The organism is Corynebacterium suicordis DSM 45110, from assembly GCF_015351405.1.
In the GTDB taxonomy this organism is placed as follows: domain Bacteria; phylum Actinomycetota; class Actinomycetes; order Mycobacteriales; family Mycobacteriaceae; genus Corynebacterium; species Corynebacterium suicordis.
This window is the reverse complement of the sequence record NZ_JADKMY010000003.1, coordinates 55,453-77,261: the sequence shown is the minus strand read 5'-3', so window position 1 is coordinate 77,261 and position 21,809 is coordinate 55,453. Positions and strand designations below refer to the sequence as shown.

Genomic DNA, 21,809 nt, shown 5'->3' with positions numbered 1-21,809 from the left:
GAGCATCGCACTATGGTGGAAATCCACACCCGCAACGCAGGAGAAGAGGGAGAACACCATGTTCGAGAGGTTTACCGATCGTGCACGGCGTGTAGTTGTCCTGGCACAGGAAGAAGCTCGCGCCCTAAACCACAATTACATCGGCACGGAGCACATCTTGCTCGGCCTCATCCAAGAGGGCGAAGGTGTCGCAGCCAAGGCCCTGGAATCCATGGGCATTTCTCTGGACGCGGTGCGCACTGAGGTCAAGGAGATCATCGGCTCCGGCGGTCACCCACCAAGTGGCTACATCCCCTTCACCCCACGCGCCAAGAAGGTGCTGGAGCTCGCGCTGCGCGAAGCCCTGCAGCTGGGCCACAAGTACATCGGCACCGAGCACATTCTGCTCGGCCTGATTCGCGAGGGTGAAGGCGTGGCCGCACAGGTGCTGGTCAAGCTCGGAGCAGACCTCTCCCGCGTGCGCCAGCAGGTTATCCAGCTGCTCAGCGGCTACGAGGGCAACGATGGCGAAGATTCCGGCGAAGAGCCAGCTACCGCCGGAGTGGGTGCCTCCAGCTCTGAGCCAGCCGCCTCCAAGATGGGACAGAAGTCCAACTCTCTGGTGCTGGATCAGTTCGGTCGCAACCTCACCCAGGCAGCCAAGGACGGCAAGCTGGACCCAGTGGTGGGTCGAGACACCGAAATTGAGCGCGTGATGCAGGTGCTCTCCCGCCGCACCAAGAACAACCCAGTGCTCATCGGTGAACCCGGTGTGGGTAAGACCGCAGTGGTGGAAGGCCTGGCCCTGGACATCGTCAACGGCCACGTGCCCGAGACGCTCAAGGACAAGCAGGTCTACTCACTGGATCTGGGTTCACTGGTGGCAGGCTCCCGCTACCGCGGTGACTTCGAAGAGCGCCTGAAGAAGGTTCTCAAGGAGATCAACCAGCGCGGCGACATCATCCTGTTCATCGACGAGATTCACACGCTGGTCGGTGCGGGTGCCGCTGAGGGCGCGATCGACGCGGCGTCGATCCTGAAGCCAAAGCTGGCCCGCGGTGAGCTGCAGACCATCGGCGCCACCACGCTGGATGAGTACCGCAAGCACATCGAAAAGGATGCGGCGCTGGAGCGTCGTTTCCAGCCTGTGAAGGTTCCAGAACCTTCCGTGAAGCTGACCGTGGAGATCCTCAAGGGTCTGCGCGATCGCTACGAGGCTCACCACCGCGTGTCCATCACGGATGGCGCTTTGGAAGCTGCCGCCAAGCTGGCGGATCGCTACATCAATGACCGCTTCTTGCCTGATAAGGCAGTGGACCTCATCGATGAGGCCGGCGCACGCATCCGCATCAAGCGGATGACTGCACCAAAGTCCGTCCAGGATGTGGATGACAAGATCACCGAGGTTCGCCGCCAGAAGGAAACTGCCATTGATGAGCAGGACTTCGAAAAGGCAGCAGCCCTGCGCGAGGACGAGCGCAAGCTCACCGAAGAGCGTGCCGAGAAGGAAAAGGCATGGCGTGCAGGCGAGCTGGATGACGTAGCCGAGGTGGGCGAAGAGCAGATCGCCGAGGTGCTGGGCAACTGGACCGGTATCCCCGTGTTCCGCCTCACCGAGGAAGAATCCGCACGCCTGCTGCGCATGGAAGATGAGCTGCACAAGCGGATCATCGGCCAGGACGATGCAGTCAAGGCTGTCTCTCGCGCCATCCGCCGCACCCGCGCGGGTCTGAAGGATCCAAAGCGTCCTTCCGGCTCCTTCATCTTCGCCGGTCCATCCGGTGTGGGTAAGACCGAGCTGTCCAAGGCTCTTGCCGAGTTCCTCTTCGGCGAGGACGATGCGCTGATCCAGATCGACATGGGCGAGTTCCACGATCGCTTCACCGCATCCCGCCTGTTCGGTGCCCCTCCGGGATACGTCGGCCACGACGAGGGCGGCCAGCTCACCGAAAAGGTGCGCCGCAAGCCGTTCTCCGTGGTGCTGTTCGACGAGATCGAGAAGGCCCACAAGGAGATCTACAACACCTTGCTGCAGGTCCTGGAAGAAGGTCGCCTGACCGATGGCCAGGGACGCGAAGTGGACTTCAAGAACACCGTATTGATCTTCACCTCCAACCTGGGCACCTCGGACATCTCCAAGGCCGTGGGCATGGGCTTCTCCAGCTCCGGAACCAACGGGGAGGACACGCAGTACGAGCGCATGAAGCTCAAGGTGCAGGATGAGCTGAAGAAGCACTTCCGACCAGAGTTCCTGAACCGTATTGATGACGTGGTGGTCTTCCACCAGCTCACTCGCGAGCAGATCGTCACCATGGTGGACCTGCTGCTGCAGCGCGTGGTCACCTCCCTGGCTGCCAAGGACATGGGCCTGGAGGTCTCCGAGAAGGCCAAGAGCTTGCTGGCCAAGCGCGGATTCGACCCAGTATTGGGTGCACGTCCGCTGCGCCGCACCATCCAGCGGGAGATCGAGGACAACCTGTCTGAGAAGATCCTGTTCGGTGAGATCGGCGCGGGAGAGATCGTCACCGTGGACGTGGAGAACTGGGACGGCGAGACCAAGGATGCAGAAGCCAAGTTTGTCTTCGGCACCAAGGTCAAGCCCCTGCCTTCCGTGGAGCCTGCGGAGGACACCCGTGCAGAGGAAGCTCAGCACGCGGTAGAAAACGCCGCGGAAACCACTGTTCCGGAAAGCGATGATTTCACCCCCGATTCCGCCGCTGAGCGCGACTCGGATGAGTCCACCAGCAGCGTGGAATAACGCGAATCCACCGCACTGATTTCCGCAGCTAATGCGGGATCGGTGATCCATCCCCCACCAGCAGAACCCCGCGCCAGCATCATGGTGCGCCTCGGTTCTAGCGGGTGGGGGATCAGTGGTTTTCCGGGTCAGGCCCGGGAACTCTTCGCCCTGAATACACGACTATTTTCTCGTGAGTATCAAACATGATGTAGCAGAGCCCATGGCTTTGCCCGCCGAAAATCCACGTCCGAAATCAAATGGGCTAAAGGCCCTGATCCGCCGACTGCACTTCTATGCCGGGATGTTCATCGGCCCGTTCATCCTGGTGGCGGCGCTCAGCGGCGCGGCCTACGCCCTGGCACCGAGCATGGAGAACCTGGTCTACGGGGACATCCTCAAGGTGCAACCGGCCGAGCAATCCGTTCCCCTGCAGCAACAGGTGGACAACGCGCTTGCCTCCCAACCAGAGATGACCGTGGCGCAGGTTTGGCCCGCCACCAAACCCGAAGATTCCACCCGCGTGCTTCTCGTGGATGAAAGCCTGGGTGAAGAGCGCCTGCGCAGCGTCTTCGTGGATCCCGGCGACGGTGAAGTGATCGGCAGCGAACCGAGCTATTCCGGCCTCGGCGAGCTTCCCCTGCGCCGCGTCATCTCCTCTCTCCACGAAAGCCTCATGCTCGGCGCACCCGGCGAAATGTATTCGGAACTCGCCGCTTCTTGGCTCTGGTTCGTGGTACTCGGTGGACTGTTTCTTTGGTGGCGACGCCAAGGTTGGCGCAAACTGCTTTCCCGTCGCCGGACTGAAAAGGACAATTCCGCGGAAAAGTTGAGCGGATCCAAGAACCGGAATTGGCACGTCAACACGCATGGAGTGCTGGGCACCTGGTTGCTGGTGGCCATGCTGGGGCTCTCTGCCACTGGCATCACCTGGTCCACTTTCGCTGGTGCGAATGTGAGCAGCACGGTGAGCGCCCTGCAGGGTGAGCCCAGGAAAATTGAGACTTCGCTGGGCGGGGCACAGGTGACGTCGGAAAAAGGGGAAGACCACAGCCAACACGGTGGATCCATGCCAGGAGGGGAATCGCTGCGCGGGGAGGAGATCTCTTCGCAGGCGCAGCGGGTGCTGGATGCCGCGCGGGCTGAGGGGCTCACCGGACCAGTGCGTTTGTACCCGCCGGAGGATGGTGACCATGCGTGGCAGGCCAGTGAACGCTGGGTGCCGTGGCGGATCACTTCGGACGCGGTGAGCGTGAACGGGGAAACCGGGGCGGTGGTGGATCGCCTGCCATTCGCGGAGTTGCCGTTGTTCAGCAAGCTGACCAGCTGGGGAATCTACCTGCACATGGGCATCATGTTTGGGCTGCCACTGCAGCTGGTGCTGTGTGCCACCGGGCTGGGGATCGCCGCGCTGGTGGTGCTGGGTTATATCGCGTGGTGGAAGCGCAGGCCAACCCGCGCGGGAGTGGCCGGGCTGCCCGGATCCAGCCGGACGCTGCGCCCCGGGGAGTGGGTGATCGTGCTGGGATTCCTGCTCACGGTGGGACTATTCCTGCCGCTGTTCGGGATCTCGCTGGCGGCCATGATCCTGGTGGATCGGGTGCTGGCCGCGCGGGCCAGGGCTCAGTAAGGCTGGTGAGAGCCAGTGACGGATCCCAGGGAACCGGGGACGCCATCGACTACGGTTTCTGCCATTCCCTCGGCGCTACCGGCCGTGCTGCCAGCGGCTTCTGAACCGGTGGGCATCACGTCCAGCTCATTGGGGATTTCCCCACAAGGAGTGGTGGGGAAATTTTCCCCATTGATGACCTGCTCCAGCCACACAATCGCGGGGTTGAGGTGCGTGAGCATGGGGAAGACGTGGTTGGTCAGCGGCGGGCCCATAGGAATGTTGTGCTCTTGGTAGTTCACCTTGGTACCGGCCTCACACCACTTGTGTGCCATGACGCGGGACTGTTCCACGGGGATGCTGTCATCGTTGGTGCCGTGGCCCACGTAAACCGGCACCTTGGGAGCCAGGTTGCCGATCTGCTGGCGATCAACCAGCGACTTCAGTGGCTCCTCCTGAAGGATCTCCCACAGGGCCTTTCCATCCTTGGTCAGGGTGCGGGTGTCCACGAACGCGTGGTTGGCCAGGGACTGGGGAATGCACTCATCCTTGGTCTTAGCCAGCAGTTCCTGGCCCTTTGGATTGAGCTTGCTCTCCACGATGGGAGCGATCTCCGGGTTAGTTTCCAGGAAGCCATTGACCGTGTAGCCCAGCACGCCGGTGAGCATGGCCTTGTCCACCTGCCTGGCCACGGAATGGAGATCAGCGGGGATGCCACCCGCGTAACCGGTCACCAGATTCACATCCGGAGCATAGGTGGGCTGCAGTTCCAGCGCAGCCGCGGAGGCGCCGCCACCCTGGGAGTAACCGAAGGTGGCCACGGGGGTTTCTGCAGTGATTTCCGGCAGGTGCAGGTTATTGGCTGCGCGCGCCATGTCCAGCGTGGCATTGCCCTGCAGCGTGCGGTTCATGTAGCTGTGCTGAGGTGCAGTTCCCAGACCATGCAGGTCGGTGAGCGCCACGTTCCATCCGCGGGCGAGTGCCGCTGCCACTGGGAGTGCCTCGTACTCCACGCCGTAGGGCATGAGCTTTCCTGGGGCGCAGGCATCGCCGGAGCCTTGAGTACCCGGAGCGATGGTCAGCAGTGGGCGCGGACCCTTGCCCTTCCAGGGAGCAGTTGGGGTCAACACAGTACCCGTGACGGGGATGGACTTGCCAGCATCATCGGTGGACACGTAGGCAACTCGAGTGGCGCTGGAACCTGTCCAGTCCACCAGCGGGATGCCGAGCGCGAAGTTGGAAGGAGCGGTCTTGAGGATCTGGCCTGGCTTGCCTTCCACATTCTTGGGAATAGATGAGTAGAAGTCATCCTGGTTCAGATCCACGGAACCGGGAACCACGCCGGAGGCGCTACCGGGAGCGGAGCCCTCGGTGGAGGCCTCGATGCTGGCCTCATTGGCCTGCTCCGCGCCATCGTAGAGTGGGGAATCTTGCGCGCTGGCCAGGCCGGCGGAAGCGAGAATACTGGTCACGCTGAGCGTGGTGGATGCGAGTAATGCGGCAATCCGGTGCTGGGGCACGCGGCGGGCAGAGCGAGGTTCCGGAGACGTCATGTGGCTCAGCATAAAGTTGTGGGAGGGAAATTATCCCCAAACCAAAAACTACTGCTGGTTTACCCCTGAATAGGCGCATCAGGTGGGAAAACTTAAGAGCTCGCGGAGACTTCCGAGTGCAGGGATTCATCGATTTCCCCGGAGACCAGAGGCTCGCGCCGCTTGCGCCCACGGGTTAAGTCAACGGCCACGGCGATTAGGGAAGTGATCACCGTGGGGATCAGCCAGCCCAGCCCCTCATTGAACAGGGGGATGTGGCTGAGCAGGTTGCTCAGCGCGGGCCATTCCCAACCCAGCTTCTGGAAGAAGTCCACCGTGGAGAACACCAAAGCGGTGTATACAGCGGTGCGGTAGGTGTACGGGAGGCGGAGCTTTGGCATCAACAGGTGGCTCACGGTGATGGCGATCAGCGCGATGGCCGGAGGGTAGATCAAGCCGATGACGGGGCCAGAAATGCTGAGGATGCGCTCCAGGCCTAGGTTGGCAATCACCAATCCGATCAGCGTGAAGATGATTGCCCAGGTGCGATAAGCCACCCGCGGAACCAGCTCATTGAAGAACGCCGCGGAGGCGGCAATCAGACCCACCGCGGTGGTCAAGCAAGCCAGCAGCACCACGCCGGAGAAGACCACGCTGCCTGCGGTTCCGAGGGAAAGCTCGGAGGCGGTGGAGAGCAGTTCGGCACCATCGGAGTAGCTACCCTTGTCCGGCATCCGCGTGCCCATCACGCCCAGCGCCACGTAGACAAACAGGAGGAATACCGCTGCGATTCCCGCGGAGATTGCAGTCAACTTCACCACGGTGCGGTGCTCGGTGATGCCCTTGGAGCCAAAGGTGGAAACCACGATGATGGCAAAGGCCAGGGCAGCGATGGAATCCATGGTGAAATAGCCCTGCAAAGCGCCGCTGACCAGCGCGTTGTTCTCGTACTCCGGGGTAGCCGGGGCAGGTGGGTTATCCAACGTAGAGATGGTCACCACAGCCAGCACTGCCAACAGGATCAGCAGAACCGGTGTCAAAACCTTGCCCAGGGTGTCCGCCACCTTGCCCGGCACCAACACGATGGCAAAGGTCACCGCGAAGAACAGGCTGGTGAACAGCAAGCGCCACCAGCTTCCGGAGAGGTTGAGCGTGGTCTCAATGCCCAACTCATAGCCGATGGCCGCCGCGCGCGGGAGCGCATAGAAGCTGCCGATGGACAGATATGCCACCACGGAGAACACCAGGCCAAACACCACTCCCGCGCGCGAGGCCAAATCCTTGACTCCCGAACCGGAAATGGCCACGGCGATCACCGTCAATGCAGGTAGAGCCACAGCGGTGAGGAGAAAGCCGATGATCGCCGGGGTGAAGTGCTCCCCAGATTCTACTCCCAGGATAGGCGGGAAGATCAGGTTGCCCGCGCCGAAGAACATGGAGAAAAGCATCAGGCCGATGGCCGCCACGGTTGCCCGGTTGCTTCCCCGGGATGCCCCGTTTTCGCTGGTGGCGCTACTGCCGGTAGCAGGGCTGCTGGCCATGGGTGATTGCTCCTTGATTAGGTTTGACGAGTTTTGAATGGTCTAGAAACGGCAGAGAAAAGGCAAAGAAAAGGCAAAAAAATGCCCGTGGTTCCCCATTGCCGGGCGAGCTGAAAAATACGCAAAAAGTCCAGGCAATTAGTGGGGTAAGCGGATAGTTATATTACCCGCTGCTACTTCCACGACTACCAAGCCATCAGCCACCAGAGATTCCAGGCACCGCTCCAGCTGCACCTGGTCCGCCCAGAGCTGTGTGACATCCGCCTTGCTCACCACATCAGCCCCGCGCACCGCAGCCATGATCTTGCCGCGCACCTGCCTATCCGTCCCCGCGAACTTCTGCACCCTTCGCTTCGCCTCGTCCTGCGCTTCCTGCGTGGGCAGCGGCTTTCCCAAGGCCACCCATCGGCAGTGCTCAGAGATGGGGCATTGCTCGCAGCTGGGATTCTTGGCGGTACACACCAGCGCGCCCAACTCCATCAGCGAGGCACACATCAGGTTCGCGGCGTCCCTGTGCGCGGGATTGCCAGAAGGCTGGGGGATAGGCTGGGAGGCTCCGGGTTGGCGTCGGGAAAGGGAAGGATCCGGATCCACATATGGCAACAACGTGGCCACATCCCGCAGGTCACGAGAACGTGCCGGCCCTTGCAGGAACTCGCCATCCACCACGCGTCGGTACACGCGGCGCACGTTGGTGTCCACCACCGGCACGGCCTGCCCCAGCGCAAAGGCTGCCACCGCCCGCGCCGTGTAGCTGCCCACTCCGGGGAGGGCTTCCAGCTCGCTGATCGTGGTGGGCACCTCGCCCTGATGTTTTTCGACGCAAGCACGCGCGCATTCCTGCAGCCGCAGCGCGCGCCGGGGATATCCCAAATTAGCCCATGCGCGCAGCACCTCTGCCGTGGGAGCTGAGGCGAGAGCTGCTGGGTCTGGCCACCGCTGCATCCATGCCTGCCACAGCGGTTCCACCCGGCGAACAGGGGTTTGCTGGGCCATCACTTCGCTGACCAGAACTCCCCAAGCGCTGGTATCGGGGTGGCGCCACAGGAGATCGCGGCCGTGCACGCCAAACCAGGTGTTCAGCTTCTCGGTGAGAACAGTGGGTTCCACTGCGGGTTCCACGGGTGGCTGGTGGGGAGTGTTCATCGGGGACATTGTGCCTGATGGTTTGGAAATCTGGGTAGTTCACAGGGCACTATGGAAAGCATGACAAGTGAAATTGGAAATGAGACTCCCGAAAACACTTCAGCGGTGACCCCGCAGGAAGCGTGGGAGCGCATGCGCGAGGGTAATCAGCGGTTCATCGGCCAGCAGGCGGATCACCCTCGCCAGGATCAGGAACGCCGCGGGTTGGGCGAGCACGGGCAAAACCCTCACGCGGTGGTACTGGCCTGCAGCGATTCCCGCGTTCCAGTGGAGATCGTTTTTGACCAGGGGTTGGGGGATGTGTTCGTGATCCGCACCGCGGGTGAGATCACGGATCTTTCGGTGCTGGCTTCGCTGGAGTTTGCGGTGGATGCTCTGGGCGTGCCGCTGGTGGTGGTTCTGGGCCATGAGAAGTGTGGCGCGGTTGCCGCCGCGGAGCGCGCCCTGGAGAAGGGGGAAATGCCCAGCGGATTCCAGCGCGTTCTGGTGGAGAAAGTCACCCCGAGCTTGCTGAGCGCTCGCGCGGAGGGGCTGACCGGGATTGAGAATTTCGAGCGGAACCACGTCAAGGAGATCGCGAACCACATCGTGGATCGCTCTCCGGAGATCCGCGAGCGGCTGCAAGATGGCCGGTGTGCCGTGGTTGGTTTGCGCTACCGTCTCTCCGATGGTTTGGCAGAGCCATTGGTGGGTTATGGATTGGATATCGGCGCGGAGACCGTGCAGGCCTAAGCCTTCTTCACACGCTGCTCTCGCCGGGGTTTGTGCGTGGCCTTGGGGCAGGTTGAAGGGTAAAACTTTTGCCGCAGGGTGACTCTGTGTTGTTACACGTTGCTGCCGGTCTTGGCCGGTAATGTCAGCTGCTGTGAGTGCGGATAACCGAGTTAAGCCTTTGCCCAAGGAAGTCTATGTGCGCCGACGCGTTGCTGCGGCCGTGGCGCTGCTTCTGGTTGTGCTGCTGTTGTGGTGGCTGATTAGTTCCCTGACCGGCTCTGATGATGCGGAAAATGCTGCCGCCACGGAGCAGGCTGTCACCTCCACCACCCCGGATATGACCTCTCCGAATGAGCCTCCTAATGCCAAGGAGAGCGAATCGGAGACCACGTCCGCCAAGGAATCCGCCACGTCCACTTCTGAGTCCGCTTCGGCTGAGGCATCCGCCAAGAACTCCTGTGAGCTGGGAGACCTGGACATTACCGCTAAGCCGGGTGCCACCACTTTCGCCGATGGCAAGCAGCCAAACTTCTTCGCCGAGATTTCTAATCCCACGAAGAAAGAATGCGTGATTGATGCCGGGGATTCTCCGCTGAAGTTCGAGGTGTTCACCTTGGGCGGATACGAGCGGGTGTGGGCTGACCTGGACTGCAATAGCTCGGATGTTTCGGGTGACGTCACGATTCCCGCTGGCGAGAAGGTCAACTACGAGCTGAAGGCATGGTCACGCACCACCTCCGCTCCGGACCAGTGCGATAACCGCCAGCCAGTGGACGCGGGCGCATACCTGTTGTACGCGCACCTCGGCGATAACGTCTCTGAGCCAGCCACCTTCAACCTGAGCTAGCGAAAAGCTTGGGCAAGCGCCTGGCTGAGGTTGCGCACCTCGATTACCTGCATCCCGTTCTTCCGGCCCTTTCCTGCCTCCGCGGCCCCGTTGGCGCCAGCCGCACTGCCCGCACCATTTGAGCTCTTCGAGCCGGCCGGCACGATAGCGGTGTGAAAGCCCAGGCGCTCTGCCTCATTGAGCCGTTGCGTGATCTGGGGGACACTGCGCACCTCGCCACCCAATCCCACCTCGCCCACGATCACCAGGCCATGCGGCAGGGGAGTATCGGTGGCAGTGGAGGCCAGGGATAGGGCCAGCGCAAGATCCGCTGCAGGCTCGTTGATCTTCATCCCACCCACGGTCGCGCCATAGACCTCCTTGCGCGTGAGGTTGTGACCAGCCCGCCGAGCCAGCACCGCGAGCACCATGGAGAGCCGAGAAGCCTCAATGCCTGTGACATAGCGCTTGGGAAAATTCATCTCCACGGGAATAGCCAGGGTCTGAATTTCCCCCAGCAGCGCGCGCCGCCCATCCATGGCCACGGTCACTGCCGTGCCGACCACGGATTCCGTGCGGTGATGGATGAAAAGCCCAGATGGATCCGCCACTTCGGCGATCCCGTGTGCGTTCTGCTCGAAGCACCCCACCTCATCAGTGGCACCGAAGCGGTTCTTGATGCCGCGCAAGAAGCGCAGAGAGCTGTGCTTATCGCCCTCGAAGTTCAGCACCACATCCACCAGGTGCTCGATGGTGCGCGGCCCCGCCACCGTGCCCTCCTTGGTCACGTGTCCCACGATCACGATGGGAATGCCCGTGATCTTGGCCAGGGAAGTCAGCGTGGCCGCCACGGCCTTGGTGTGCGCCACCCCGCCGGCCACGCCTTCCACATCGCTGGCGGTCATGGTTTGCAAGGAATCGATGATCAGCAGGTCAGGCTTGATGTTTTCCACGATATCGATAGCCGTGGCCAGGTCATTTTCCGACGCCAAAAATAGCCGATCCAGCAGAGCCCCCGTGCGCTCCGCGCGCTGCCTGACCTGGCCCACGGATTCCTCCGCGGTGATGATCAGAGCGCTACGTTCCATCCGGGCCCAGCTGGCCGCTACCTCCAGCAGGAGCGTGGACTTGCCCACTCCGGGCTCACCCGCCAGCAGGATGGCACTTCCGGGGACAACCCCACCGCCCAGCACGCGATCCAGCTCCGAGATCCCCGAGGGGATGTGTTTCGCCAGCTCCGCACTGATCTCCGTGATGGGTTGAGCGCCGCCACTTCCCGCCACCAGACCACGTGAACCGAGGGAATTGCGTGATTTAGAACCGCTCCCACCGGAACGACCGACGCTTTCCCGCAGGCCAGACTTCTCCTGCAGGGTTCCCCATTCACCGCAGGAGGGGCAGCGTCCCATCCACTTGGAAATCTGATGCTCGCAGGAGCTGCAGACAAAGACGCTATGTTTGGAGGTTTTCGTGGCCATGGAGACATAGTAAAAGCCACCCCGGACAACCGGAGTGGCCGCCCCCTATTTAATCGAACAGGGGTTCTAAAAGAGTGTGGGGATTAGTGCCCGCCGTGGGACTCTTCCTCGTGGAACTCTTCGCTGTTCACCACATCGTTGGCTGGGTTGCGGTAAGCCTCGCCAGCCTGGGTGTGCTCGGCTGCCACGGGAAGGCTAGCTTCTGCGGTGCCGATGCTGAAGTTGAACTTCGCTGGCTGTGCGCCGCCTGCGTAGATGCCCTCGGTGCTGGTGAGCTTGGGGGAGATGTAGGTGGTGCACAGGTTCTTGGTGCCCTTCTCCAATTCCTTGACCTCGTCAGGAGTGGAGGCCACCAGGTTGCAGCCAGCCTTCGCGGTAGCTTCGCCGCCGAGCTCAACTTCCTTGCCGTCAACGGTGACGGAGCGCAAGTTCAAATCCTCGCCGCGCTCTTCGGTGTTGGCTGCGGTGAACTTCAGGTAGGAGTTGCCGTCTTTGCCGATGACGATGGTGGCATCGCGCACCTGAACGTTTTCCACCTCGGCGTTTGCGCCGTTTACCGCGGCAGTCTGGTTTGCGGTCTGGCTAATCTGGCCTGCACCACAAGCGGTCAATGCAAGGGCGGATCCGGCAGCAACCATGGCCAGCGCACTGCGCACGGCAATCGTCTTCTGGGACTTCACGATGTGGTCCTCCATCTGAGGCGTCAAAAGGCTAAAATCTTCTTTCCTGACAGCCTAGTCCGTGCGTGTCTCGATTACATATTAAGGTTGCCCATCCGTGGGGAGGGGGTCTAATGAACGCGAGGGATTTTCCGCTCCGGCTCGCGCTCGGCTCTACCCGCCCGCACCTGAGGAACCGCACTTGAGGTAGAATTATGCGGTATTAATTGGGCTTCTCAGCAAGTCAGAGACTCAACAAAACTCACCCGAAGGGCAGGCTAAGACACTGATGGATTTTAAGGTCGGAGATACTGTGGTCTACCCCCATCACGGTGCCGCAGTCATTGAGGGTATTGAGCAGCGCGAATTCAAGGGCGAGAAGGTCGATTACCTGGTTTTGCGCATCAACCAGGGCGATCTTTCCGTCATGGTTCCCGCTTCCAATGCCGAAAAGGTCGGTGTGCGCGATGTGGTGGGCGAAGAAGGCCTGCGCAAAGTGTTCTCCGTGCTCCGCGAAACTGACGTGGAAGAGGCAGGCAACTGGTCTCGTCGTTACAAGGCCAACCAGGAGCGCCTCACTTCCGGTGACGTGAACAAGGTTGCCGAGGTTGTCCGCGACCTGTGGCGTCGAGATCAAGATCGCGGCCTTTCCGCCGGTGAAAAGCGCATGCTGGCCAAGGCGCGCCAGATCCTGGTGGGCGAGCTCGCCCTGGCAGAGGGCGTGGATGATGCCAAGACCGATGACATCCTGAACCGCATGCAGGAAACCATCAAGCGTCACCGCGAAGCCGCAGAGGCAGCCCGCGCCGCGGGAATTGAAGTCGAGGAAGAGGCCAAGTCCGGCCCCATCGACCTCGATGAAGCGCTGGGCGAAGACGAAGACTAAAACCAGTGGATCAGGCTTATGCACTGCTGGCAGCCGCCGGCAGTGGCACTCGCTTGGGGTTTGCTAAACCCAAGGCCTTCGTGGAACTCGGAGGTCGCACGCTGCTGGAAAGAGCCCTCGATGGGCTCGCCGCCTCCGAAGCCATCAGCCACACAATCGTGCTGGTCAGCGCGGAAATGCGCGAAGAAGCCGAAGACCTCATTAACGCCGAAGCCAACCGCGCGGCGTGGGCCGGAATGGGCGTGAGCGTGGCGTTAGGCGGCGGAGAGCGCATGGATTCTGTGTTCGCCGGGCTCGAGGAGCTCATAAACCGCCAGGTCCCAGAGGACGCGGTGGTTGCTGTGCACGACGCCGCCCGCTGCCTTACCCCGCCTTCCATGATTCGCCGCGTGGTGGATAGCGCCCGTCATGGAATCACGCACTCCCTGTATTCGGGTTCCATTCCCGTGGTGCCGGTGGTGGACACCATCAAGGTGGTGGAGCAGGCCACATCTGGACCAGCTGATGGAGAAATCCTGCTGGAGCAAACCCCGGCCCGCGAACACCTGCGCGCCGCCCAAACCCCACAGGTATTCGCGCTGGGTGAGCTGATCGAGGCAAACCAGCAATACCTGCGGACGGTGGAAATTAGCTCGGCGCATGCGTCGAGAATGGGTGGCACCCAACCCCTGCAAGCAGCAACGGACGATGCCTCCCTGATGGAATTGGCGGGCAAACGGGTCACTGCGGTGGAGGGTGACCTGCTGGCCATGAAGATCACCACCGCGCTGGATTATCGCATCGCGCAGATGCTGCTGGATGAGCAGACAGAAGAGGAATAGGAACACGTCATGCACATGCCGCTCGTAGGAATCGCCACCGATGCCCACCAGGTGGAAAAGGGCAAGCTCTGCTGGATGGCCTGCCTGCTGTTTGAGGATCAGGATGGGTGCGAGGGGCACTCGGATGGCGATGTGGTGGCGCATGCCGTGGTGGACGCGCTGCTCAGCGCTTCCGGGCTGGGGGATCTGGGTTCGTTCGTGGGCGTGGGGCGCGCGGAATACGACGGGGTTTCTGGCGCACAGCTGCTCAAAGAGTGTCGCGAGCTGCTGGAATCCAAGGGTTTCCGCATCGGCAATGCGGCAGTGCAGATGATCGGCAACCGGCCGAAGATGGGTCCGCGACGCGAGGAAGCGCAGCAGGTGATGGGCGAGATCATCGGCGCACCCGTGCGAGTTTCCGCCACCACCACCGATCACCTGGGCTTCACCGGGCGCGGGGAAGGCGTGGCGGCAGTGGCAACGGCGCTGGTATTTGCGCCTGAACTAGACTAGTTACGTGACTAATTCCGTAATTAACACTGGAACTTTGCGAATTTACGATACCGCCACCCGCACCCTCCGCGATTTCGAGCCGATTCGGCCGGGACACGCCAGCGTGTACCTCTGTGGAGCTACCGTGCAGTCCATCCCGCACATCGGGCACGTCCGTTCCGGCGTGGCCTTTGACATCCTGCGCAACTGGCTGACGGCTCAAGGCCTGGACGTGGCCTTCGTGCGCAACGTGACGGATATTGATGACAAGATCCTCACCAAGGCCGCGGAGCATGGCCGCCCGTGGTGGGAGTGGGCCGCCACGCATGAGCGCGCGTTTAACTGGGCTTATGAGCAGCTGGGCGTGACTCCGCCGTCCATCGAGCCCCGCGCCACCGGGCATATCCCGCAGATGATCGAGTACATGCAGCGCATCATCGATAACGGCCTGGGCTACGCCTCCGAGGGCAACGTGTACGCCCGTACCGCCGCCATCGAGAACTACGGTTTCCTCTCCGGGCAGAAGCTCGAGGAGATGGACCAGGGTGAATCCGCTGGTCAGGGTAAAGAAGATCCGCGCGATTTCACCATGTGGAAGGCAGCCAAGCCCGGCGAACCTGCGTGGGAAACCCCGTGGGGCAGGGGACGCCCCGGTTGGCACATCGAGTGCTCCGCGATGGCCACCACCTACCTCGGCAGCGAGTTCGATATCCACTGCGGCGGCCTTGACCTGCAGTTCCCGCACCACGAGAACGAGGCCGCCCAGGCCCACGCCGCTGGTGATTCCTTCGCCAACTACTGGATGCACAACGGCTGGGTAACCATGTCCGGCGAGAAGATGTCCAAGTCCTTGGGCAACGTGCTGAGCATCCCGAACGTGCTGAAGCTGGTCCGCCCCGTGGAGCTGCGCTACTACCTCGGCAGCGCGCATTACCGCAGCATGCTGGAGTATTCCGAGGCCGCGTTGACCGAGGCCGCAGCGGGTTACCGTCGCATCGAGAAGTTCGTTTTGCGGGCTTCCTCGTTGATTTCCGGCGCCACCCCTGACATTGCCGTTCCTGTCGGAGAGGTTCTGCCGGAATTCGCCGAGAAGATGAACGAGGACCTGGCAGTTCCGCAGGCGCTGGCCATCATTCACGATGCCATCCGCCGCGGAAACAAGGCGCTGGAGAAGGCCGAAGCTGGGGATGCGGAAGCCAAGGTGGAAACCATCCGCATCGCCAGCGAGGTTCGTGCCATGACCGCCGTGTTGGGCGTGGATCCGCTCAGCGATGCGTGGCTGGAATCCACCTTGACCACCCGCGGCGGTTCAGACTCCGCGATGAGCGCACTGGACGTGCTGGTTCAGGCGGAGCTGGAACGCCGCTCAACCGCGCGTGCGGGCAAGGATTGGGCCGTGGCTGATGAAGTCCGCGACCGCCTGGCTGCCGCCGGCGTGGAGATCACCGATACCGCCGACGGCGCGAAGTGGTCGCTGAAGGGCTAATTATTCAGCCAGCACCTTGCCGCGTTGTTCCGGCAAGGTGAAGGCCGCTGCTGCAGCCACAGCAAAGGCGATGCCGAATACCCCGAAGAGCATTCCCTGTCCGCCGAATCCGATGATCACCGGCACGGAAAGCGGCGCGAGGATAGAGGCGATGCGCCCGAATCCCGCAGCGCTGCCCGTGCCCGTGCCGCGCAGGCGAGTGGGGTAGAGCTCCGGCCCGATCGCGTACAGCGCACCCCACGCGCCAAGGTTGAAGAAGCTCAGGAAGCAACCCGCCACGATGATCTGCCATTCCGTGCTGGCCAGGCCGTAAGCCCCAGCGGAAAACGCGCTACCCAGCAGGAACGCAGCCAACGTGGCGCGCCGTCCCCAACGCTCGATCAGATACGCGCTCACCGCATAACCCGGCAGCTGCGCCAGCGTGATGATCAGCGTGAACGTAAAGGACTTCACCAGCGTGAATCCCTGCGCGTGCAGCAGTGAAGGGATCCAGATGAACGCGCCGTAGTAACTGAAATTGATGCAGAACCACACCAGCCACAGGGCCGCGGTGCGCTTGGCCAGCAGTTTGTCCCAGATCCCGTCCGCATTTTCCACGGCGGAATCGTGCTCCACCACCGTTTCTTCGAAGTTCGCAATCTTCTTCGACGCCAGCGCTTTAGACTCCTCAAAGGAGCGCACAACTGCTTCTGCCTCATCGTGCTTTCCCTTGGTTTCCAGGAAGCGCACGGATTCCGGCATGCCTCGGCGAACCACCACCGAGTACAGCGCGGGGATACAGCCCAGCGCAAGAGCCCAGCGCCAGCCATCGGTGGAACCGCTCACCACAAAAGTGCCGATCACAGCGGCGAGGATCCAGCCCACAGCCCAGAATGCCTCCAGCAGCACCACCATGCGTCCGCGCACCTTGCGCGGGGAGAACTCTGAGATCAGCGTGGAGGCTACGGGCAATTCCGCGCCCAGGCCCAGACCCACCAGGAAGCGCAGAGCCATGAGCACGGCCAAGCTGCCGGCCAAGGCGGAGGCTCCGGTGGCGATGCCGTAGATAAGCAGGGTAGCGGCGAAGACTTGGCGTCGGCCAAACTTGTCAGCCAAGAGACCGCCCAAGGTGGCGCCCAGGGCCATGCCCACGAAGCCGATTGAGCCCAACCAGCTGGTCTGGGTGGGAGTGAGGGACCATTGCACAGCAAGTGCCGCCATGACGAAGGAGATCAGTCCCACGTCCATCGCATCCATCGCCCATCCCAGGCCAGAGACACCCACGATGCGCGCGTGCTTGCGGGTCACGGGCAGGGAATCGAGTCGCTCGGTGCGGGAAAGCGCTGGGTTGGCGTCGGAAAAAGAAGAGGGGGTCTGGCTGGGGCCTGCTGCAGTCATGGAGAAGGATAATACTCTTTTGTGCAGGTGGGGGTTAGACTAACGGGAGATAAAATCTATGAGGGAGAAGTATGGCTGGCAATTCACAACGTAAGGGCGCCATCCGCAAAACTGAGCGGAAGGGATCCGAAAAGGGATCCGGGGGGCAGCGCCGACGTGGGCTCGCGGGTAAGAAGGACATTCCGAAGGCAGAGGATCGGACGTATCACGCCGCGTATAAGCGCAAGAAGCAGCAGGAGCGTCGGGCCTCCGGTGCGCACGATAACCGCGCGGCGATCCGCCAGCGTCACGGTATGGACGAGCAGGTGGAGCTGGTTGTCGGCCGTAACCCGGTGATCGAGTGCCTGCACGCGCATGTGCCAGCCACCGCGCTGTACGTGGCTGAGGGCACCAAGAGCGATGAGCGATTGGCCGAGGCCGTGCACACGTGTGCGGATCGCGGCATTGCGGTGCTGGAAGTGTCCCGCCAGGAGCTGGATCGCATGACCGGCAATGGCATGCACCAGGGCATCGGCCTGCAGATTCCTCCTTACCAGTACCACCAGGTAGAGGACGTTATTGAGCGGGTGCAGGCAGATGTGAAGCCGGGGCTGATCGTGGCTCTGGATAACATCACGGACCCCCGTAACCTGGGTGCGGTCATTCGTTCCGTGGCGGCTTTCGGTGGCCACGGCGTGATCATCCCGGAGCGTCGTTCGGCATCCGTGACGGCCGTGGCGTGGCGTACCTCAGCGGGTACGGCTGCGCGCCTTCCCGTGGCCAAGGCCACCAACATGGTGCGCGCGCTCAAGCAGCTGCAGCAGGCCGGTTACCAGGTCATCGGCTTGGATGCCGGAGGCGATCACACGCTGGATACCTACGATGGCACCACTCCGGTTGTCGTGGTTGTGGGTTCCGAGGGCAAGGGCTTGTCCCGTTTGGTGCGCGAGACTTGTGACACCATCCTGAGCATTCCTATGGGTGGCAAGGTGGAATCCCTCAACGCATCCGTAGCTGCGGGTGTGGTGCTGAGCGAGTTCGCGCGTCAGCGTCGAATTAAGGACTCCAAAAAGTAGGAGTCATTGCGGCGGTCTGCGTTAGGGGCGCAGGCCGCGCAAGTACGTATCGAGCAGGTAATTTTCCAGGTCGGGGGCCTTGTTTCTTGCCATTTCCGGCAGTGGCCGGGTGATGCTGGATAGTCCGAGGTGGAACTGAAAAGGGGTCACTTCCTGCCGCAGTAATCCCCAGTGCTTGGCCTGGTTAAGTACCTCTTCCATGGCGGTAGCGAACTCCTGCGAGCGGGTCTGCAGTTCCTCCATGAATTTGCTCAGGGTGGAGAGACGCGTGAAGAGCTGGGGGCCGAACGCGCCGATCTTGAGCTCAGCTAGGCGTTGGAAGAAATCTATCCACTGCTCTTCCGCTTCCTCCTGGGTCTCCCACGGGTGCTGGTGAGCAAGGAGGATCTCGTGGACCTTCTCGGAAAGATCCTCGAAGATGCCGATGGTGAGGTCATCTTTGGTGGGGAAATGCCGGTAGAGCGTGCCGATTCCCACCTGAGCCTCCGAGGCAATCGTGCGCATGGAGACTTCGGAGCCGTGGAGGGAAAATTGCTCGCGGGCGGCATCGAGGATTGCCTGGCGGTTCAATTTGGCATCTGCGCGCACGGTGCGGATCCTCTCCACGGGTGTTCAAGGGGGTATTTCGAACTTTAGCTGCCTGCTGGGGTTGCGCCAAATCGAAACGGAGCATTATGATCCGTTTGTTGAATGGAACGAAGTGTTCCGCTTAGAGCGTCAAGCAAGATTCAAGAAAGCAATGGGGACCCCATGAACGACTCAATCCCAAACTCCGCAACCACCGCGGAAAACACATCCGCATCGGTACCCGTGTCTGAAAGCGGCGCAACAGAGCGCGCAACAGAACAGACTCCAGAGCGCGCATCAAACGGCCGCATCATCGGCGTGGTTCTCGCCCTCACCGCAGTGATCACCCTCATGCTGCTCAGCTTCCTGGCTCCCGTGATGAACTCCGGCCCCAAGGATCTGCCCTTCGCGGTCGCCGGACCGGAAGCCGCAGTCAAGCCGATGCTGGAGGGCCTGGAGCAAAAGCAACCCGGCGCGTTCGACGTGACCACCTATGAATCACCGGATGCAGCCAAGGAAGCCATCCAGAACCGCGAAGCCATCGGCGGCATGGCCGTAGAAAAGGATGGCCTCCACGTGTTCACCGCAGCGGGTGCGGGAACCCCCTACAAGCAGATGCTCACGCAGATGGCACAGGGCATGGAGAAGTCCGGGCAACATGTGACCATCGAGGAATTGGCTCCGACCACCCCGGATGATCCCAACGCTTCGGGAATCTCTGTCCTGGCTATGCCCCTGGCCTTCGGTGGCATGGCTTCCGCAGCCATGTTGACGTTTGGCCTGAAGGGCCGTCGCTGGGGCAAGATCGTGGGCTCCCTGGCCTTCTCTACCGTGGCGGGCTTCGTGGTCGCTGCGATCATGCAGTTCGGCTTCGGCAACATCGATGGCAACTATTTTGAGCTCGCCGCAGTGCTGGGCCTGGGTATCGCGGGAACGTCCATGTTCGTGTTGGGGCTCGAGTCTCTGCTGGGCGCCCCAGGTCTCGGAGTGGGCGCGTTGGTCACCATCTTCATCTCCAACCCGCTCTCCGGTATCGGTACCGGCTGGCAGTGGCTACCTTCCCCTTGGGGTCACATCGGCCAGTTCCTACCCATCGGTGCAGCCGGCAATGCCGTGCGCTCCGTGGCCTATTTCAATGGCGCGGGAATCACGCACTCCGTGATCGTGTTGCTGGCGTGGATGCTGGTTGGCTGCCTCTTCGTGGCGCTGTCTTCTGCGCGTTCCCGCAAGCGGGCGAAGTAGCCAAAGAAGTGTCAGTGGTGCGCGGGAGCTGACTCGTTGGGATCCACGTGATGGTGACCCGCAGTGGCAAACTCCCGGGCTCGTACCTCATCTGCATGGAGGCGTCGTCCACGAAGCCAAGCCACACCACGGCACAGCAGGTAAATGACAAAAGAAATGCTGGTCACGAACACACTGACCGGCAGCCCCGGGGCAAGCGAGGCGAGCAATCCGCCCACCGCCGCGGTCACGGAAAATAGTCCGGAAAGAATCACCGCCAGCACCGGGTTGGCGGTGATTTTCACTGCCGCGGCACCCGGTGTGATCAGCAGGGCAATCAACAGCAGAGCGCCCACAATCTGCACGCCCTGGCTGGCCACCAACCCGATGATGCCCGCGAAGATCAGGGAAAGCGTGCGCACCTTCAACCCGGACGCAGCCGCCACGATGGGATCCACCGTGGCGAACAGCAGTGGCCGCCACAGCAGGAACATCAAACCCACCACCACAACAGTGAGCCCGGCCAGCCATCCCAGGGAGTTGTTGGAGACCCCCACGATCTGCCCGGTGAGCAGGCTAAATGCCTCAGTGGACCTACCCGGGTAGAGGTATATGAACAGCACGGAAAGCCCCATGCCGAAGCTGAGGATCACCGCCACGATGGAATCCTGCTCCCGCCTCCCCAGCGCGGTTAGCAGCAACGCAGCCAGCACGGCACCCAGCACCGCGCCCCAGCTCACCCCAAAACCAAACAGCAGTGCTGCCGAGGCTCCCATCAGTGCCAGCTCACCAGTGGAGTGAGCCATGAAACTCATCTTCCGCATCACGATCAGCGGCGCCACCGCGCCAGACACGATGCCCAGCAGCAGTGCGGCCACAATCGCGTTCTGCACGAAATCCACGCCCAGCAGCGAGACGGTATCCGCCCACCACTCGCCCGTATGAAACTCGCTCACACCACCACCAACTTTCCGTCCACCTGCAACACGCGCACATCGGTGTGGTACAGCTCAGAGAGCGTTTCCGAGGTCATGATCTCCTCCACCGGCCCGATCACGTGCCCGTGTGGCGTGATGTACAGCACCCGATCCGTGACCTCCAGAATCGGATTGATCCCGTGAGTCACAAACACCACGGCCGTGTTTTCTTCTCGACGCCGCCGATCCAGCAATTCCACCGTCGCCTGTTGTGCCCGCAGGTCCATGGACAGCAATGGCTCATCGCAGAGCAATAGTTGAGGGTTGTTGGCCAGGGCCTGCGCCTGCCTAATCAGCTGCTGTTGCCCGCCGGAGAGCTCGCCCACGCGCAGGTTTGCCAATCCCGTGGCGCCCACTTGTTCGAGGGCATCGGCCACTTGGTGGGCCCGCGGAGTGCGGTTCTTGAACACCCCGTGGGCGATGGCCAAGCTCACCAGATCCTTGGCGCGCAGCGGGGTGTCGGGATCGAACATCCGCTGCTGCGGGATGAAGCCGATGGGTCCATTGACGCGCACGCTTCCGTGGGTCAGCGAGCGGGTTCCCAGTGCAGCGTTGAGCAACGTGGATTTACCCACGCCATTGGAACCGAGGACGGCGAGGAATTCGCCCGGCGCGACCTCGAGGTTGAGGCCGCGCCACAGGGGATCCACGGCTGCGTTAACAAATTCCAACGCGGGGGAGGGCGCGGCTGAGCGGGTTGGAGAGAGTGCCATCATGTGAGCCTTGG

19 protein-coding genes are annotated in these 21,809 nt (G+C 62.0%); 10 read left to right on the top strand and 9 right to left on the bottom strand.

Annotated features, from left to right (window positions below):
* Positions 1-58: 58 nt before the first annotated feature.
* Both IRY30_RS08800 and IRY30_RS08795 read left to right on the top strand, forming a co-directional pair.
* The gene (locus IRY30_RS08800; protein WP_194557246.1) at positions 59-2,737 is read left to right on the top strand and encodes an ATP-dependent Clp protease ATP-binding subunit; all 2,679 of its coding nucleotides are present in this window, start codon (positions 59-61) and stop codon (positions 2,735-2,737) included.
* A 172-nt stretch (positions 2,738-2,909) separates the two neighbouring features.
* Positions 2,910-4,346, top strand: coding sequence for a PepSY-associated TM helix domain-containing protein (locus IRY30_RS08795; RefSeq protein WP_309824392.1), 1,437 nt, complete (start codon positions 2,910-2,912; stop codon positions 4,344-4,346).
* On the opposite strand, the gene IRY30_RS08790 is transcribed toward IRY30_RS08795, so the two are convergent.
* The 3 genes from IRY30_RS08790 to IRY30_RS08780 all read right to left on the bottom strand — a co-directional run bounded on the left by IRY30_RS08790 (position 4,340) and on the right by IRY30_RS08780 (position 8,544).
* On the bottom strand, positions 4,340-5,878 hold the full coding sequence (locus IRY30_RS08790) for a lipase family protein (protein WP_194557057.1): 1,539 nt from the start codon (positions 5,876-5,878) through the stop codon (positions 4,340-4,342). The genes IRY30_RS08795 and IRY30_RS08790 overlap by 7 nt on opposite strands.
* Before the next feature lie 92 nt (positions 5,879-5,970).
* Positions 5,971-7,398 carry a branched-chain amino acid transport system II carrier protein gene (brnQ, locus tag IRY30_RS08785; protein ID WP_194557056.1) on the bottom strand — a complete coding sequence of 476 codons (1,428 nt, stop codon included), beginning with the start codon at positions 7,396-7,398 and terminating at the stop codon, positions 5,971-5,973.
* A 138-nt stretch (positions 7,399-7,536) separates the two neighbouring features.
* Complete coding sequence (locus tag IRY30_RS08780) at positions 7,537-8,544, bottom strand: A/G-specific adenine glycosylase (RefSeq protein WP_194557055.1); 1,008 nt, start codon at positions 8,542-8,544, stop codon at positions 7,537-7,539.
* A gap of 51 nt (positions 8,545-8,595) precedes the next feature.
* Between IRY30_RS08780 and IRY30_RS08775 the strand changes: the two genes are divergently transcribed.
* Complete coding sequence (locus IRY30_RS08775) at positions 8,596-9,276, top strand: carbonic anhydrase (protein WP_194557054.1); 681 nt, start codon at positions 8,596-8,598, stop codon at positions 9,274-9,276.
* Positions 9,277-9,409: 133 nt separating this feature from the next.
* Entirely contained in the window at positions 9,410-10,105 is a 696-nt protein-coding gene (locus IRY30_RS08770; RefSeq protein WP_288814463.1) for a hypothetical protein, read from the top strand.
* On the opposite strand, the gene radA is transcribed toward IRY30_RS08770, so the two are convergent.
* Together radA and IRY30_RS08760 are read right to left on the bottom strand one after the other, a co-directional pair.
* Positions 10,102-11,562 carry a DNA repair protein RadA gene (gene radA / locus IRY30_RS08765; protein WP_194557052.1) on the bottom strand — a complete coding sequence of 487 codons (1,461 nt, stop codon included), beginning with the start codon at positions 11,560-11,562 and terminating at the stop codon, positions 10,102-10,104. The two genes, IRY30_RS08770 and radA, sit on opposite strands and share 4 nt — an antisense overlap.
* Positions 11,563-11,645: 83 nt before the next feature.
* Positions 11,646-12,242, bottom strand: coding sequence for a hypothetical protein (locus IRY30_RS08760; RefSeq protein WP_194557051.1), 597 nt, complete (start codon positions 12,240-12,242; stop codon positions 11,646-11,648).
* A 268-nt stretch (positions 12,243-12,510) separates the two neighbouring features.
* Between IRY30_RS08760 and IRY30_RS08755 the strand changes: the two genes are divergently transcribed.
* The 4 genes from IRY30_RS08755 to cysS are packed head-to-tail and all read left to right on the top strand — an operon-like array spanning position 12,511 to position 15,885.
* Complete coding sequence (locus tag IRY30_RS08755) at positions 12,511-13,107, top strand: CarD family transcriptional regulator (RefSeq protein WP_194557050.1); 597 nt, start codon at positions 12,511-12,513, stop codon at positions 13,105-13,107.
* A gap of 5 nt (positions 13,108-13,112) precedes the next feature.
* The gene (locus IRY30_RS08750; RefSeq protein ID WP_194557049.1) at positions 13,113-13,928 is read left to right on the top strand and encodes an IspD/TarI family cytidylyltransferase; all 816 of its coding nucleotides are present in this window, start codon (positions 13,113-13,115) and stop codon (positions 13,926-13,928) included.
* Between the two features lie 9 nt (positions 13,929-13,937).
* Positions 13,938-14,420 (top strand): 2-C-methyl-D-erythritol 2,4-cyclodiphosphate synthase, encoded by a 483-nt coding sequence (gene ispF / locus IRY30_RS08745; RefSeq protein WP_194557048.1) that lies wholly within the window; start codon positions 13,938-13,940, stop codon positions 14,418-14,420.
* A gap of 4 nt (positions 14,421-14,424) precedes the next feature.
* Positions 14,425-15,885, top strand: a complete 1,461-nt coding sequence (gene cysS, locus IRY30_RS08740; RefSeq protein ID WP_309824402.1) for a cysteine--tRNA ligase — start codon at positions 14,425-14,427, stop codon at positions 15,883-15,885.
* On the opposite strand, the gene IRY30_RS08735 is transcribed toward cysS, so the two are convergent.
* Positions 15,886-17,262, bottom strand: a complete 1,377-nt coding sequence (locus IRY30_RS08735) for an MFS transporter (RefSeq protein ID WP_194557047.1) — start codon at positions 17,260-17,262, stop codon at positions 15,886-15,888.
* 71 nt (positions 17,263-17,333) lie between these two features.
* Here IRY30_RS08735 and rlmB point away from each other — a divergent pair, with 71 nt between their 5' ends.
* Entirely contained in the window at positions 17,334-18,317 is a 984-nt protein-coding gene (gene rlmB / locus IRY30_RS08730; protein ID WP_194557046.1) for a 23S rRNA (guanosine(2251)-2'-O)-methyltransferase RlmB, read from the top strand.
* Between the two features lie 21 nt (positions 18,318-18,338).
* Here rlmB and IRY30_RS08725 read toward each other — a convergent pair whose 3' ends face one another.
* On the bottom strand, positions 18,339-18,905 hold the full coding sequence (locus tag IRY30_RS08725) for a TetR/AcrR family transcriptional regulator (RefSeq protein WP_194557045.1): 567 nt from the start codon (positions 18,903-18,905) through the stop codon (positions 18,339-18,341).
* A gap of 162 nt (positions 18,906-19,067) precedes the next feature.
* Between IRY30_RS08725 and IRY30_RS08720 the strand changes: the two genes are divergently transcribed.
* Complete coding sequence (locus tag IRY30_RS08720) at positions 19,068-20,126, top strand: ABC transporter permease (RefSeq protein ID WP_228503343.1); 1,059 nt, start codon at positions 19,068-19,070, stop codon at positions 20,124-20,126.
* 11 nt (positions 20,127-20,137) lie between these two features.
* On the opposite strand, the gene IRY30_RS08715 is transcribed toward IRY30_RS08720, so the two are convergent.
* The gene (locus IRY30_RS08715) at positions 20,138-21,061 is read right to left on the bottom strand and encodes a metal ABC transporter permease (RefSeq protein ID WP_194557044.1); all 924 of its coding nucleotides are present in this window, start codon (positions 21,059-21,061) and stop codon (positions 20,138-20,140) included.
* Positions 21,058-21,798: a metal ABC transporter ATP-binding protein gene (locus IRY30_RS08710; RefSeq protein WP_228503340.1), complete on the bottom strand. Its 741-nt coding sequence runs from the start codon at positions 21,796-21,798 to the stop codon at positions 21,058-21,060. Before IRY30_RS08710 ends, IRY30_RS08715 begins: the two co-directional genes overlap by 4 nt.
* Between the last annotated feature and the right edge of the window lie 11 nt (positions 21,799-21,809).

Excerpts from the sequence above, each read along its gene's own strand:
- IRY30_RS08800 (WP_194557246.1), top strand. The coding sequence starts at position 59 with ATGTTCGAGAGGTTTACCGATCGTGCACGGCGTGTAGTTGTCCTGGCA.
- IRY30_RS08790 (WP_194557057.1), bottom strand. The coding sequence starts at position 5,878 with ATGACGTCTCCGGAACCTCGCTCTGCCCGCCGCGTGCCCCAGCACCGG.
- brnQ (WP_194557056.1), bottom strand. The coding sequence starts at position 7,398 with ATGGCCAGCAGCCCTGCTACCGGCAGTAGCGCCACCAGCGAAAACGGG.
- IRY30_RS08780 (WP_194557055.1), bottom strand. The coding sequence starts at position 8,544 with ATGAACACTCCCCACCAGCCACCCGTGGAACCCGCAGTGGAACCCACT.
- IRY30_RS08775 (WP_194557054.1), top strand. The coding sequence starts at position 8,596 with ATGGAAAGCATGACAAGTGAAATTGGAAATGAGACTCCCGAAAACACT.
- radA (WP_194557052.1), bottom strand. The coding sequence starts at position 11,562 with ATGGCCACGAAAACCTCCAAACATAGCGTCTTTGTCTGCAGCTCCTGC.
- IRY30_RS08755 (WP_194557050.1), top strand. The coding sequence starts at position 12,511 with ATGGATTTTAAGGTCGGAGATACTGTGGTCTACCCCCATCACGGTGCC.
- ispF (WP_194557048.1), top strand. The coding sequence starts at position 13,938 with ATGCACATGCCGCTCGTAGGAATCGCCACCGATGCCCACCAGGTGGAA.
- IRY30_RS08735 (WP_194557047.1), bottom strand. The coding sequence starts at position 17,262 with ATGACTGCAGCAGGCCCCAGCCAGACCCCCTCTTCTTTTTCCGACGCC.
- rlmB (WP_194557046.1), top strand. The coding sequence starts at position 17,334 with ATGGCTGGCAATTCACAACGTAAGGGCGCCATCCGCAAAACTGAGCGG.
- IRY30_RS08720 (WP_228503343.1), top strand. The coding sequence starts at position 19,068 with ATGAACGACTCAATCCCAAACTCCGCAACCACCGCGGAAAACACATCC.
- IRY30_RS08710 (WP_228503340.1), bottom strand. The coding sequence starts at position 21,798 with ATGATGGCACTCTCTCCAACCCGCTCAGCCGCGCCCTCCCCCGCGTTG.